13 protein-coding genes are annotated in these 12,902 nt (G+C 63.0%); 8 read left to right on the forward strand and 5 right to left on the reverse strand.

Annotation, left to right across the window (positions count from 1 at the left end; all coding sequences use genetic code 11):
• Window positions 1-81 precede the first annotated feature (81 nt).
• Together JOY50_RS03860 and JOY50_RS03865 are read right to left on the reverse strand one after the other, a co-directional pair.
• A complete protein-coding gene (locus JOY50_RS03860; protein ID WP_132841682.1) occupies window positions 82-558 on the reverse strand; it encodes a MarR family winged helix-turn-helix transcriptional regulator in 477 nt (158 codons plus the stop codon).
• A gap of 70 nt (window positions 559-628) precedes the next feature.
• Window positions 629-1,681, reverse strand: a complete 1,053-nt coding sequence (locus tag JOY50_RS03865) for a 2,5-dihydroxypyridine 5,6-dioxygenase (RefSeq protein ID WP_016498883.1) — start codon at window positions 1,679-1,681, stop codon at window positions 629-631.
• Window positions 1,682-2,004: 323 nt separating this feature from the next.
• On the opposite strand from JOY50_RS03865, the gene nicC reads away from it, so the two are divergent.
• The 6 genes from nicC (at window position 2,005) to JOY50_RS03895 (ending at window position 8,332) form a co-directional block, all read left to right on the forward strand.
• A complete protein-coding gene (nicC, locus tag JOY50_RS03870) occupies window positions 2,005-3,153 on the forward strand; it encodes a 6-hydroxynicotinate 3-monooxygenase (protein ID WP_028613314.1) in 1,149 nt (382 codons plus the stop codon).
• A complete protein-coding gene (gene nicD, locus JOY50_RS03875) occupies window positions 3,150-3,956 on the forward strand; it encodes an N-formylmaleamate deformylase (protein ID WP_243054804.1) in 807 nt (268 codons plus the stop codon). Before nicC ends, nicD begins: the two co-directional genes overlap by 4 nt.
• Window positions 3,957-3,969: 13 nt before the next feature.
• A complete protein-coding gene (locus JOY50_RS03880; protein ID WP_028613312.1) occupies window positions 3,970-4,722 on the forward strand; it encodes a maleate isomerase in 753 nt (250 codons plus the stop codon).
• A 15-nt stretch (window positions 4,723-4,737) separates the two neighbouring features.
• Window positions 4,738-5,379, forward strand: coding sequence for an N-carbamoylsarcosine amidohydrolase (locus JOY50_RS03885; protein WP_243054805.1), 642 nt, complete (start codon window positions 4,738-4,740; stop codon window positions 5,377-5,379).
• A 207-nt stretch (window positions 5,380-5,586) separates the two neighbouring features.
• Window positions 5,587-6,900, forward strand: coding sequence for an MFS transporter (locus tag JOY50_RS03890; protein WP_016498888.1), 1,314 nt, complete (start codon window positions 5,587-5,589; stop codon window positions 6,898-6,900).
• 139 nt (window positions 6,901-7,039) lie between these two features.
• Window positions 7,040-8,332, forward strand: coding sequence for an OprD family porin (locus JOY50_RS03895; protein WP_132841671.1), 1,293 nt, complete (start codon window positions 7,040-7,042; stop codon window positions 8,330-8,332).
• A 171-nt stretch (window positions 8,333-8,503) separates the two neighbouring features.
• Here JOY50_RS03895 and JOY50_RS03900 read toward each other — a convergent pair whose 3' ends face one another.
• On the reverse strand, window positions 8,504-8,689 hold the full coding sequence (locus JOY50_RS03900; protein ID WP_132841666.1) for a hypothetical protein: 186 nt from the start codon (window positions 8,687-8,689) through the stop codon (window positions 8,504-8,506).
• Window positions 8,690-9,360: 671 nt separating this feature from the next.
• On the opposite strand from JOY50_RS03900, the gene JOY50_RS03905 reads away from it, so the two are divergent.
• Window positions 9,361-9,555: a hypothetical protein gene (locus tag JOY50_RS03905; RefSeq protein ID WP_019470696.1), complete on the forward strand. Its 195-nt coding sequence runs from the start codon at window positions 9,361-9,363 to the stop codon at window positions 9,553-9,555.
• 131 nt (window positions 9,556-9,686) lie between these two features.
• Here the strand turns inward: JOY50_RS03905 and JOY50_RS03910 are convergent, their stop codons facing one another.
• Window positions 9,687-10,592 carry a LysR family transcriptional regulator gene (locus tag JOY50_RS03910; RefSeq protein ID WP_132841664.1) on the reverse strand — a complete coding sequence of 302 codons (906 nt, stop codon included), beginning with the start codon at window positions 10,590-10,592 and terminating at the stop codon, window positions 9,687-9,689.
• 98 nt (window positions 10,593-10,690) lie between these two features.
• Between JOY50_RS03910 and JOY50_RS03915 the strand changes: the two genes are divergently transcribed.
• A complete protein-coding gene (locus JOY50_RS03915) occupies window positions 10,691-11,452 on the forward strand; it encodes a TSUP family transporter (protein ID WP_019470694.1) in 762 nt (253 codons plus the stop codon).
• A gap of 1 nt (window position 11,453) precedes the next feature.
• Here the strand turns inward: JOY50_RS03915 and JOY50_RS03920 are convergent, their stop codons facing one another.
• Window positions 11,454-12,878 carry a GGDEF domain-containing protein gene (locus JOY50_RS03920; RefSeq protein ID WP_019470693.1) on the reverse strand — a complete coding sequence of 475 codons (1,425 nt, stop codon included), beginning with the start codon at window positions 12,876-12,878 and terminating at the stop codon, window positions 11,454-11,456.
• Between the last annotated feature and the right edge of the window lie 24 nt (window positions 12,879-12,902).

A 12,902-nucleotide genomic window follows, 5' to 3' on the forward strand; every position in this document is an offset into this window, starting at 1 on the left:
GAGAGTTTCGGTAAGTACTCACTACATGAAATGAGCGAGCAAGAAGCAGGCCAGAGATGGTTTGCCGGGTACGTCAGCTTGTCAGCCGGGGGTTTCGTCGCTGTCGATCATCTTGCGCAGCAGGTACAAAATGGCCACGCGTTCGCCGGCATTCAGGCTGCCCATGCTCAATTCGCTGATCTGCCGGGCGCAGGGGATCATTGCGTCGAGCAATGCCGCGCCGCTGTCGGTGAGTTCGACAATGACCTTGCGCCGGTCGCCCGGGTCTGGTGACAGCTGCACCAGCTCGCGGGTTTTCAGGCGCTCGACGATGCCGCGGATGGTTGCCTGGTCCACCGCGGTGGCCTTGATCAGTTCGGCCTGGGAGCTGGGGCCGTGGTCGCGCAGGGCACACAGGGTAACGAACTGGATCGAGGTAAGCTGCGGGTCGCAGGCCTGCTGCTGGAAGATCGCCGTGTGCCGTTGGTAAGCCTTGCGCAGCAGGTGGCCGACCTGTTCGGTGACGTCATAGGGGGTGGTGTCGAGCGGGGCGCTGCTGGGTGTGGTTTTCTTTGGCATGGGATGGCTTGGGCTGGGTGGAAAGGTGCTGGCCGGCCGCCAATAGCGGAGCGCCCGGCCAGTATAACCACTATCGCGCCCGCGATTCCTCTGGTGCGACCACGTCGCCGGCCAGCACCACGGCCTTGTCATCCAGGTAGATATCGCAGTTGCGCAGCGGGATGTCCAGGTGGCAGGGGGTCTTGCGCTTGCCGCCGACCTCGGTGTTCGGGCCGGTGGAGAACAGGAAGTTGCCGTAGAACGCGCGGGCGTCCATGCACATGCCGTCGTTGCGGTCGTGCAAGCCCATGGCCGTCCACTGCGCGCGCGGCTGCAGGCCCCAGCCGATGTGTGAGATGCCGTAGACCTCGGGGTCGTTGAAGTACTTCATGTAGTCGCGCAGGTACTCGGCCTCGAAGCCGCCGTGGATGCCGGTGATAAAGCCTTTTTCAATCTCCAGGGTGATGCGCTCGCGGCAATAGTTTTTGAACGGCAGGATGATGTCGCCCACATCCAGCACCAGCGTGCCCTCGGCACTGTCCTCGTTGGGCCAGGTGAACAGGAAACCGCTGGGCCAGTGGTCCCAGCGCCCCGGTTCGTCGGCATAGCCGTACTCGGTCACGGCCGGGTACTGGCCGAGCGGGGCGTGGAAGTCGCTGCCGGCCTTGGACCGCACATGCATGCTGCGCGCCTGTTTCAGCAAGGTTTCGGCGGCCAGCACCCGGCGTTTGTCGTCTTCGCTTGGCAGCATGCGCGCCAGCACTTCAGGTGGCTCCACGGCCAGCAGGATGCGCGTGCCGGTCTTGAGGATCTGCTCCTGCTCGGGCGAGTGCAGCAGCATCATGGTATCGACGACCAGGTCGGCTGCTTCCAGCGCCCGCTGCGCCGCCAGGTTGCCGGTCAGTGCGGTGTCTCCGCAGTAGGCAGTCATGTCGTTACCCATGGCGGTCGGGTGGTTGAACGCCGGCAGCTCTACCGCATACACCTTGGCCTTCAGGCGCTGCGCGGCCTCCATCGCGGCGTTGACCGTGCGCGGGTCGGAGTAGTGGCTCTTGAGTACGGCCACGCTCTGCGTCTCGTCCACGCGGGACAGCTTCAGTACATGCTCGAACATCTGGGTCAGTTGTGCATTGCTCACCGGCATCGGGGTTCTCCTGGGTGGCGTTGGCAGGGGGTGCACCATGGCAGTGCCTGGCGCTTCATCTCGGTGCAAAATAATAGTGTGTACACCCTACTTTTGCAGATGAAAGCGCATCCGGACGGCGAGCGCAAGTTATCTATCAAACGTTACCTATTCACACAAATAACCAATGTTTACGGTAACAGGTGACCTGTATTGGTTTTCGATCAGGTGTTTGAAAAATATTTTACTGGGCCTCTATCCAAAGTTCATTTGCAGCGTATACGCTCTAAATCGTCAGGCGGTCGAACCGCTGGCCACATATCAGAACAAGAGGAGAGATACCCATGCGTGGTAGGCAGAAAATCGCAATCGTCGGTGCGGGTCTGGGTGGGGCGGCCGCCGCCACGTTGCTGCAGCAGGCCGGGTTCGATGTCGAGGTGTTCGAGCAGGCGCCGGAGTTCACCCGCCTGGGGGCGGGCATCCATATTGGCCCTAACGTGATGAAGATCTTCCGCCGCATGGGGCTGGAGCAGAAGCTGGAACTGATGGGCTCGCACCCGGACTTCTGGTTCAGCCGCGATGGCAATAGCGGTGACTACCTGGCGCGCATCCCGCTGGGCGAGTTTGCCCGCCGCGAGTATGGCGCGGCCTACATCACCATCCACCGTGGCGACCTGCACGCCCTGCAGATCGAGGCGATCAAGCCGGGTACCGTGCACTTTGGCAAGCGCCTGCAAAAGATCGTCGACGAAGGCGAACAGGTGCGCCTGGACTTCGCCGACGGCACCCACACCGTGGCCGACATCGTCATCGGTGCCGACGGCATCCACTCCAGGATTCGTGAAGAGCTGCTGGGCGCTGAAGCGCCGATCTACAGCGGTTGGGTCGCCCACCGTGCGCTGATCCGCGGGGTAAACCTGGCGCAGCATGCCGATGTGTTCGAGCCCTGCGTCAAGTGGTGGTCCGAAGACCGCCACATGATGGTCTACTACACCACCGGCAAGCGCGACGAGTACTACTTCGTCACCGGCGTACCGCACGCGGCTTGGGACTTCCAGGGGGCGTACGTCGACAGCAGCCAGGAGGAAATGCGCGCTGCCTTCGAGGGTTACCACCCCACCGTGCAAAAGCTGATCGACGCCACCGAATCGATCACCAAATGGCCGCTGCGCAACCGCAACCCGCTGCCGCTGTGGAGCCGTGGCCGCCTGGTGCTGCTGGGTGATGCCTGCCACCCAATGAAGCCACACATGGCCCAGGGCGCGTGCATGGCCATCGAGGATGCGGCCATGCTGACCCGCTGCCTGCAGGAGACCGGGCTTTCCGACCACCGCACCGCGTTCGCGCTGTACGAGGCCAATCGCAAGGAGCGGGCATCCCGGGTGCAGGCGGTATCGAACGCCAACACCTTCCTCTACAGCCAGGAGGACCCGGCCTGGGTCTACGGCTATGACCTGTACGGCCAGGCGCTGAAAAGCGGGGAGGCGGCATGAGCACGTTCGTCGCCGGCGGCAACGTCTGCGCAAATGGCATCCGCCAACATTACCTGCGCTATGGCGGCAAGGGCCATGCGCTGATCCTGGTGCCCGGCATCACCAGCCCGGCGATCACCTGGGGCTTCGTCGCCGAGCGCCTTGGGTTGTACTTCGACACCTACGTGCTGGATGTGCGCGGCCGCGGCTTGTCTTCAAGCGGCCCCGAACTGGACTACGGCACCGACGCCTGTGCTGCGGACATTCCGGCCTTTGCCACAGCGCTGGGCCTGGACAGCTACCACCTGGTCGGGCACTCGATGGGCGCGCGCTTTGCCATTCGCGCGGCTGCCCAGGGAGCACCGGGGCTGCAGCGGCTGGTACTGGTCGACCCGCCGGTGTCCGGGCCAGGCCGCCGTGCCTACCCGAGCAAGCTGCCGTGGTATGTGGATTCGATCCGCCAGGCCACGGTGGGCATGAGCGGCGACGACATGCGCGCATTCTGCGCCACCTGGAGCGACGAGCAGCTGGCGCTGCGAGCCGAATGGCTGCACACCTGCTACGAGCCAGCGATCGTGCGGGCGTTTGATGATTTTCACAACGTGGATATCCACCAGTATCTGCCCGCGGTGCGCCAGCCGACATTGCTGATGGTGGCCGGGCGAGGTGGGGTGATCGAGCCCCGTGACATCGCTGAAATACGCGAACTCAAGCCGGATATCCAGGTCGCGCATGTCGACAACGCCGGCCACATGATCCCATGGGACGACCTGGACGGCTTCTTCACCGCCTTTGGCGACTTCCTCGACCAACCCCTCGTCTGACGGAGCACGAGACATGACCAAGCTATACCGCATCGGCCAGATCGTGCCGAGCTCGAACACCACGATGGAAACCGAAATCCCGGCGATGCTCAACGCGCGCCAGGCGATCCGCCCCGAGCGCTTCACCTTCCATTCCAGCCGCATGCGCATGAAGCAGGTAAAAAAGGAAGAGCTGGCCGCCATGGACGCCGAGTCCGACCGCTGCGCCATGGAGCTGTCTGACGCCAAGGTGGATGTGCTGGGCTACGCCTGCCTGGTGGCGATCATGGCCATGGGCCTGGGCTATCACCGGCAATCGGAAAAGCGCTTGCAGCAGGCCACCGCCGACAACGACGCGCTGGCCCCGGTAATCACCAGCGCCGGGGCGTTGGTCGAGGCCTTGCATGTGATGAAGGCCAAGCGCATTGCCATCGTCGCGCCGTACATGAAGCCTTTGACCGAGCTGGTGGTGAACTACATCCGCGAGGAGGGCTTCGAGGTGCAGGACTGGCGCGCGCTGGAAATCCCCGACAACCTCGCCGTGGCCCGCCACGACCCGGCCAACCTGCCAGGCATCGTCGCCGGCATGGACCTTGAGGGCGTCGATGTGGTGGTGCTCTCGGCCTGCGTCCAGATGCAATCGCTGCCGGCAGTGGCCAAGGTCGAGGCGCAAACTGGCAAGCCGGTGGTCACTGCTGCTATCGCCACTACCTACGCCATGCTCAAGGCGCTGGACCTGGAGCCGATCGTGCCGGGCGCCGGTGCCCTGCTGTCGGGCGCTTACTGAAATCGGGAGACGGACATGAGCGACGCACAAAGCGCCCGTGACAACTACCAGGGCGTATGGGGCCAGCGCATCGGCTTTGGCCGCAAACCAGCCCTGTTGATGATCGACTTCATGCAGGGCTACACCACCCCCGGCGCACCGCTGTACGCCCCGGGCGTGGTGGTGGCGGTCGAACAGGCCGCGGGCCTGCTGGCGCTGGCCCGCGACTGCGGTACCTTGGTGGTGCATACCAACATCCGCTACCAGCCGCCGCATTTTGCTGACGGCGGCGTGTGGGTGCGCAAGGCGCCGGTGATGAAGGACATGGTCGAAGGCAACCCGCTGGCGGCGTTCTGCGAGGCCGTTGCGCCACAGGCAGGGGAGGTGGTGCTGAGCAAGCAGTACGCCAGTGCCTTCTTCGCCACCAGCCTGGCCCCGCTGCTGCATGCTCAAGGCGTGGATACCGTGGTACTGGCTGGCTGCTCTACCAGCGGCTGCATCCGTGCCAGTGCGGTGGATGCCATGCAGCACGGGTTTCGAACTATCGTGGTGCGCGAGTGTGTCGGTGATCGCCACAACGACCCGCACGAAGCCAACCTGTTCGACATCGACAGCAAGTATGGCGATGTCGTCAGCCGCCAGGAGGCCATGCAGCAACTCAGGCACCTGGCCGGCTGAATGCCGGGTAGCCGTTACCAATAACAATCAAGGACCGGTGCGGGAAGCCCGTCCATGACCGCCTGCTGTCCGGGTGGTCGCCCCGCAGGAGCACTCGGGGTCTTCAGGCGCTGCCCCGGCACGCCGCGTATAGTGCGCGGGGTGCCCGGCGCGTCGAAAACTGCTGGCCTTAAAACAACCACAAAGTCGCCCGCCAGGAGACAGGAAATGCCAATTGCGAATGCAACCACGGTCCACAGTGACATCGACCATGGCACTAAAGCGCTGTACAGCAAAATCACCTGGAGGCTCATCCCCTTCCTGTGCTTCTGCTACCTCGCAGCTTATCTGGACCGCATCAATGTCGGCTTCGCCAAGCTGCAGATGCTCGAAGACCTGCAGTTCAGCACAGCGGCCTATGGCCTGGGTGCCGGGCTGTTCTTTGTCGGCTATATCATTTTCGAAGTACCGAGCAACCTGATCCTGCAGCGCGTTGGCGCCAAGCTGTGGATCGCACGCATCATGATCACCTGGGGCCTGCTGTCGGCCTGCACCATGTTTGTTTCCACCACCACCCAGTTCTATGTCCTGCGTTTTCTGCTGGGTGCTGCCGAGGCCGGCTTCCTGCCGGGCGTGTTGTACTACCTGACCATGTGGTACCCCACCTATCGGCGCGGGCGCATCATTGCCTTGTTCATGATCGGGCTGCCCTTGTCGAGCGTGATCGGCGGGCCGATTTCTGGCTGGATCATGGGGCATTTCGACCAGGTGCACGGCCTGCACGGCTGGCAGTGGCTGTTTTTGCTGGAAGCGATCCCCAGCGTGCTGCTCGGCATTCTCACGTTCTGGGCATTGCCTAACCATTTCCAGCAGGCCAAGTGGCTGTCGGCTGACGACAAGGCGCAGCTGGCAGCGGACCTGGCGGCTGACGATGCCGAGGGCAAGGACAGCAAGCACAGCTTCCGTGACGGCTTTTTCAACCTGAAGGTGTGGATGCTCGGAGGCATCGACTTTTCGATTTTGCTCAGCGCCTATGCCATGGGCTTCTGGATGCCGACCTTTATCCGTGATGCTGGCGTCAGCGATACCTTCCACATCGGTCTGCTCACGGCCATTCCGAGCCTGGCCGCACTGGCCGGCATGCTGATGATCGGGGCCAGCTCCGACCGCCACCGCGAGCGCCGCTGGCACATCATCGTGCCATTCATCATTGGTGCAATCGCCATGGCCAGCAGCACCTTGTTCAGCCAGAACCTGGTAATGACCGTGGCGCTGTTCGCCATTGCCTCGGCAGCGATCATCGGCGCGGTGCCGGTGTTCTTCAGCCTGCCGGCGACCTTCCTCAAAGGCACTGCGGCTGCCACCGGCTTCGCCCTGGCCTGCTCGGTGGCCAACATCGCAGGCCTGGTGAGCAACTCACTGATGGGCCTGGTCACCGACCTCACCGGTACCTCACACGCCGCGCTGTGGGTGTTTGCCGGCTGCCTGATCCTCAGCTGCTTCCTGGTCATCGCCTTGCCGGCGAAGCTGGTCAACCGCTAGCGGCCCAGCGCTTCAAGCAACGGCAGGGCAGGCGGGCCGGGTGCCCGCCTGCCGACCCTCTCTCGATGCAACCCGCACGTTGGCGGCCATACACGGCCGCCGCGCCGGGTTGCTGTTGCCCGAATCCAGGAGTAGCTCCATGCAAGATTCCACTGCACCGCGTTTTTCTTCATCTGCGTGCCTGGCCGGCGGGTGTATTGCCGCCGCGTTGTGCGCCGAGGCCTCGGCAGAAGAGGCCGGTTTCATCGAAGGTGCCCGCGCCACGCTGCAGGCGCGCAATTACTTCTTCAGCCGCGATTATGCCGATATCAAGGGCGCGAGCACCCAGTCGCGTACCCAGGAATGGGCACAGGGTTTTATCCTGAACGCAAGCTCTGGCTACACCCAGGGCACGCTCGGCGTCGGCGTGGATGTGACCGGCCTGCTGGGGTTCAAGCTCGACAGCAGCCCGCAGCATGCCAGGTCGGGTTTGCTGCCCAGCCTGGACAGCGGCAAGTCGGCGGACGAATACAGCCGCCTGGGGGCGGCGATCAAGTTCAAGGTCTCGCAAACCGAACTGAAGGTGGGCGAGTTGATGCCCAACCTGCCTGTGCTGCTGTTCAGCGATTTGCGCCTGCTGCCGCCGACCTACCAGGGCGCGATGCTGGAATCGCGCGAGTTTGCCGGGCTGACCCTGAATGCCGGCCAGTTCCGCTCCACCAGCCTGCGCGACTCGTCCAACAGCCAGAAAATGTACGCCCTGGTCAACGACCCGATCAACCCGGCGCGGCTGGCGCGCTTTACCAGTGATCGCTTCAACTACGTTGGCGCCGACTATGCCTTCAACGACAACCGTACCAGCGTCGGTGTGTGGCAGGCGCAACTGGAGGATATCTACCAGCAGCGCTTCTACAGCTTCAAGCACGCCGAGCCGCTGGGGGACTGGACGCTGGGGGTCAATGCCGGCTATTTCGATGCCCGCGAGGACGGCCGCAAGATTGCCGGTGACTACGACAACCATGCGCTGTTCAGCCTGTTCTCGGCCAAGACCGGCGGGCATACCTTTTACGTGGGCTACCAGCAGATCGGCGGCGATGATGGCTTTATCCAGGTGGGTGCCAACACCAACCCGATGGGTAATACGCTGCCGACCTATGAGTTTTCGGCGCCGGGCGAACGCTCGTGGCAGGTGCGGCATGACTACAACTTTGTCGCCTTGGGGCTTCCGGGCCTGACGTCGACACTGCGTTATGTGAAAGGGCGCGACGTGGACACCGGGCTGGGCTTTGAAGGGCGTGACCGCGAGCGTGACCTGGACCTGGCCTACGTGGTGCAGAGCGGGCCGCTGGCCGGCCTTGGGGTGCGGGTGCGCAATGTGATGGCGCGCTCCAACTACCGCACCGACATCGATGAGAACCGCTTGATCCTGAGTTATACGGTCAAGCTGTTCTGAAGCCGCCCCGCTGCGCGGCTTTTGTAGGAGCGGCCTTGTGTCGCGAAGGGCTGCGCAGCAGCCCCAGGGGTTCAGCGAAAATGCATAGATTGCCGGGGCTGCTACGCAGCCCTGTCGCGACACAAGGCCGCTCCTACAGGTCCGGGGCATGCTTTGCGGGAGCAGTAGGGGTCACTGCAAGGTCACGGGCTTCAGGCTGTCCGGCAACTGCCTGAGAGCCGCTTCAATCCGCGCTATAGGGCCAGCCAGAAGGTCCGCTTCCACGTCCTTGCCCTCACTTCTCAGGCGGTCACACTCAAGGCGCAGGTCCAGCAATTTTTTTTGTAGCTTCAGGGCCGAAGTATTGAACGGGTCCATGCTTTTCTCGTGGTGTAGGCTTCCGTGCCGTTGTAGGAAAAATGGACCGTAGCAGCTCGAATCTGCTGGAGAAACTGATGTTTCATACAGGTTGGCGCTCCTACCGCGATACTTCCCACAGCGCACAGTAAAAAGTCCTACAAATTGCGTTTCAATTCATGTGCTCCCAATCGCGCTCGACTTCCCGTGTCAGCTGGGCTCAGTCACCTCTCCAAGGGCAGGCCACCCTGCGTGGTTGCAGCCGGAGCCTGTAACACGTCTTGAAATCTCATGTAGCAATAATGTATCTGCGCTGTATCTGATCCGCTTTTTTTCCACAAACCTGAATCTGTAACCGTATCAGCCCAAGCCCGACAATATGCCCATTCCCGCATCACAACTGTAGAGGTTCCAATGGGCAAGCTGGCGCTGTTCCTGGGTGGTTTTCTGCTACTGACCATTCTGATTGGTATTCTTGGCACCATTCCGCCAAGCTGACTTCAACGGGTTTTCCTGCGCGGCCCGTCTACTTCAACTGGCGGGCCCAATACCTGGCCAATTGGCCAGTATTCTCCCCTCTTGCACTGCTGGACCAGCGGTAGGTGCAAGTCATTCTCAAGTGCAAAAGCCTCGTGTAGTCTCACGCCGCCGCTCGTTCGGGCCGGTCTTTTTGCCTTGGAGTCGATACATCAATGGAATACAAGAAAGGCACTTCAGCCATGCTGGAGTGGCGTAGCCGTTTTCTTGCCGAAGGCACACTTGATGAGCAGGGATATGACCAGGCATTGCGCGATGCCCTGGTGCTGGAGCAGGCTGGCGTGATCAGTACGCCGGAGTGGATCGAGCTGGTCAAGCTGGCAAACACGGCGTTGCTGGTTGTGCGATAAGTCGTTCTTTGCGTTGGGAAATCTGTCCACAAAAAACGTGGGTAGGTCTGTGGATAAAGTGCTGCAAGCCAGGCCCGCGGCGGGCTCTGTTAAATTGAGCAGAAATTGAACAGTCATTTCAGGGGGCTGTTTCAGCAGGCGAGGCCGGCACGGCGCAACGCCGTCAGCAAGTCGCGCACCCGCGCCGGCAGCTCGCCAGCAGGGTACACGGCATGCATCTGCGGGTCCTGGCCGCTGCTGGAAGTCAGGCGATAGTGCGGGCATACCCGTACCAACCGCCCGGCCTTGACCTGTGCTTCGCCAACCCAGGCAGCCAGGCGGGCGATGCCTGCGCCGGCCAGGGTGCCGTGGTACACCGCATCACCTGAGTCCAGGCGCAGCCGGGGCCTGGGGCGCAGGCTGGTGATCTGGTCGTCGCGGCAAAAATGCCAGGCCTTGAGAATGCGCGGAGCGGTGTGCAGGATCAGCGCATGCCCTTCGAGGTCCTCTGGTTGCTGGGGCGTGCCGGCCACGGCGAGGTACGCCGGGCTGGCATACAGGTGACGCTGGTAGGGCCACAGCGGGTAGCCGATCAGCTCGCTTGATTGCGGGAAGGCCCCACGCACCACGAAATCGAACTTGCCTTGCAGCGGGTCGAGGGTTTCGTCGCAGTACTGTACGTCCAAGGTCACTTTGGGGTGGCAGCGGGAGAACTCGGCAAGCACCTGTGGCAATACATGTTCACCCAGCAGTTGCGGCACGGCAAAGCGTATCCAGCCTTGGGCGCTGCCGCTGAGCGCGGCCAACTCGTCGGCAGCATCACGTTGCACATCCAGCAAGCGTTCGGCATGGGGCAGCAGGCGCTCGCCGGCTTCGGTGAGGGTTACCGCGTTGGCGTTGCGGTTGAGCAGTTTGCTTCCCGCGTTGTCTTCCAGGGTTTGTACCGCGCGGGTTACCGCGCTGGGCGAGCGCCCCAGTGCACGTGCGGCGGCCACGAAGCTGCGCTTGTGCGCCACGCTGACGAACGCCTGAATTTCCCGCAACATGTCCAATGCCATTGCCTGCTCCTTGTTGCAGTTTTTGCAATACGGCATTTCAACACAAGCGCGACACTTTGATTAGCCTTGCAGGCGTCTTCACTGCCTGGAACTGCGTCATGATGGATATTGCTGTGCTTTCTGTGTTCGCCTTTGCTGCTGGGCTGATCGATGCCGCAGTGGGGGGCGGCGGGCTGATCCAGATCCCGGCCTTGTTCAATGTGCTGCCCACCGCGCAGCCAGCGGCTTTGCTCGGTACCAACAAGCTGGCGTCGGTCTGTGGTACGGCCTTCGCGGCGCGCTCGTTCATTCGCAAGGTGACGCTGGACTGGGGGCTGATCGTGCCGGCGGCGCTCAGCGCCTTTGTCATGTCGTTCGCTGGTGCGGCCACGGTGTCACTGGTGCCGCCCAGTGTGATGCGCCCGGCCGTGCTGGTGATGATCGTGCTGATGGCCATCTACACCTTTATCAAGAAAGACTTCGGCACGCTGCACAAGCCTGCGCACATCGGCCGCAAGGAGCAATGCCTGGCGGTGCTGATCGGTGGCGCGATCGGCTTTTACGATGGCCTGTTCGGCCCTGGCACCGGCAGCTTCCTGATCTTCCTGTTCATCCGCTTTTTTGCCCTGGACTTCCTGCACGCCTCGGCCTCGGCCAAGGTGGTGAACATTGCCACCAATCTGGCGGCGCTGGTGTTCTTCGTGCCTTCGGGCAACGTGCTGTATGCCATCGCGCTGCCCATGGCCGCGTGCAATGTGCTCGGGGCACTTACCGGCACCTGGCTGGCGGTACGCAAGGGCGCAGGCTTTGTGCGCGGGCTGTTCCTGATACTGCTGTGCGTGCTGATCGCCAAGCTGTCGTGGGACTTGCTGGCCGGTTGACTCACACCACCTGGCGCTGTGCTTCTGCCTGTTCGACGCGGTTGCGGCCATGGGCTTTGGCCCGGTACAGCGCCTGGTCGGCACTTGCCAGCAACGCATCCAGGCTGGGGGCCGGGATATTGGCGTCACAGCCGGCCAGGCCGATACTCACGGTAATCTGCAAGCGCTGGTCGGCCTGCACCACGTGCAGGTCCTGTACCGCGCGGCGCAGGCGTTCGGCGGTGAACTTGGCACGTTCTGGCGCAAGGCCCGGGAGGATGACGACGAACTCCTCGCCGCCCAGGCGCGCGAGCAGTTCATCGTTGTGCAACTGGTCTTGCAGGGTGCTGGCGAACTGGCGCAGCACCTGGTCACCAACCCCGTGGCCGTGGGCATCGTTGATCGACTTGAAGTGGTCGATGTCCAGCATCATCAGGGTCAGTGGCAGCGCCTGGGCATGCTGCTGGCGGCTGTCCAGCAGCGCGTTGGCGCGGCGGGTGAAGGCGCTGCGGGTGAGCACGCCGGTCAAGTGGTCGATGGTGGCCTGGTGCGCCAGGCGGGCCATCAGGCTGCGGTTGGCCTGGCTGACGCAGGCCACCACCAGCGGGCCGAGCACCAGCATGGCAATGCCCAGGCGCGCCGACATCAGCGTGGTCACCCCAGGCTCGCTTTGCGGCACGCTGAAGTGCATGAGGTTTTGCGCCACCGCCACAATCAAGGTGCTGCCGGCGGTGAGTGTCAGCAGCGAAACCATGAATGGCGAGTAGGTCCAGGCACACCACAGCAAGGCGGCAATCGGGAAGGCAATGGCACCGGGGCCGCCAAAGGCAATGCTGACCGCCAGCGAGACCAGCAGCACAAGCAGCGGCGCCAGGCGGATGGCCTGGGCACCCCCGCGCACCAGGGCCCGTACCGAGGGCGCGGTGAGTAGCACTGGCAGCACCAGCACGCTGGTCGAGAACTGTTCGCTGAACCAGGCCAGCCAGGTGGCGCGCAAGGATTGCTCGAACCATGGTGCAGCCATGACCGCTGCCATGCTGGCCGCCACCATGGCGGCGGCGGCACAGGCGGCGAACACGCTGAGAACGCCGTGCGGCGTGCGCATGCGCCGGTGCAGGCGGGGCAAGCGCGACAGCAGCTGCCAGAGGGTGACCACCACACCAAGATTGCACAGGTTGAACCACAGGGCCGGCACCCAGGCACTGCCACACAGCAGGTCGGCACCGACCATGGCCAGCCAGACCAGGCTGAAACCGGTCAGTGTGGCCTGGCGGGGGTAGCGCAGCAGCACGCCGGCCAACACAGCGTTCACTGGCCAGAACAGCGACAGCGATTCGATCGGGCGTGCCAGAATGCCGCCCAGGGTGAGGGCAAAGGTCAGGCAAAGCAGAACTACGTAAGGCAACAAGCGCGATTGGGCTGGAAAAACCATGAACTCGACCGGCAAGCGGAAACGAAATCCAGGACAACG

The sequence above is a fragment of the Pseudomonas sp. BP01 genome (assembly GCF_022760795.1).
Lineage (GTDB): Bacteria > Pseudomonadota > Gammaproteobacteria > Pseudomonadales > Pseudomonadaceae > Aquipseudomonas > Aquipseudomonas putida_Q.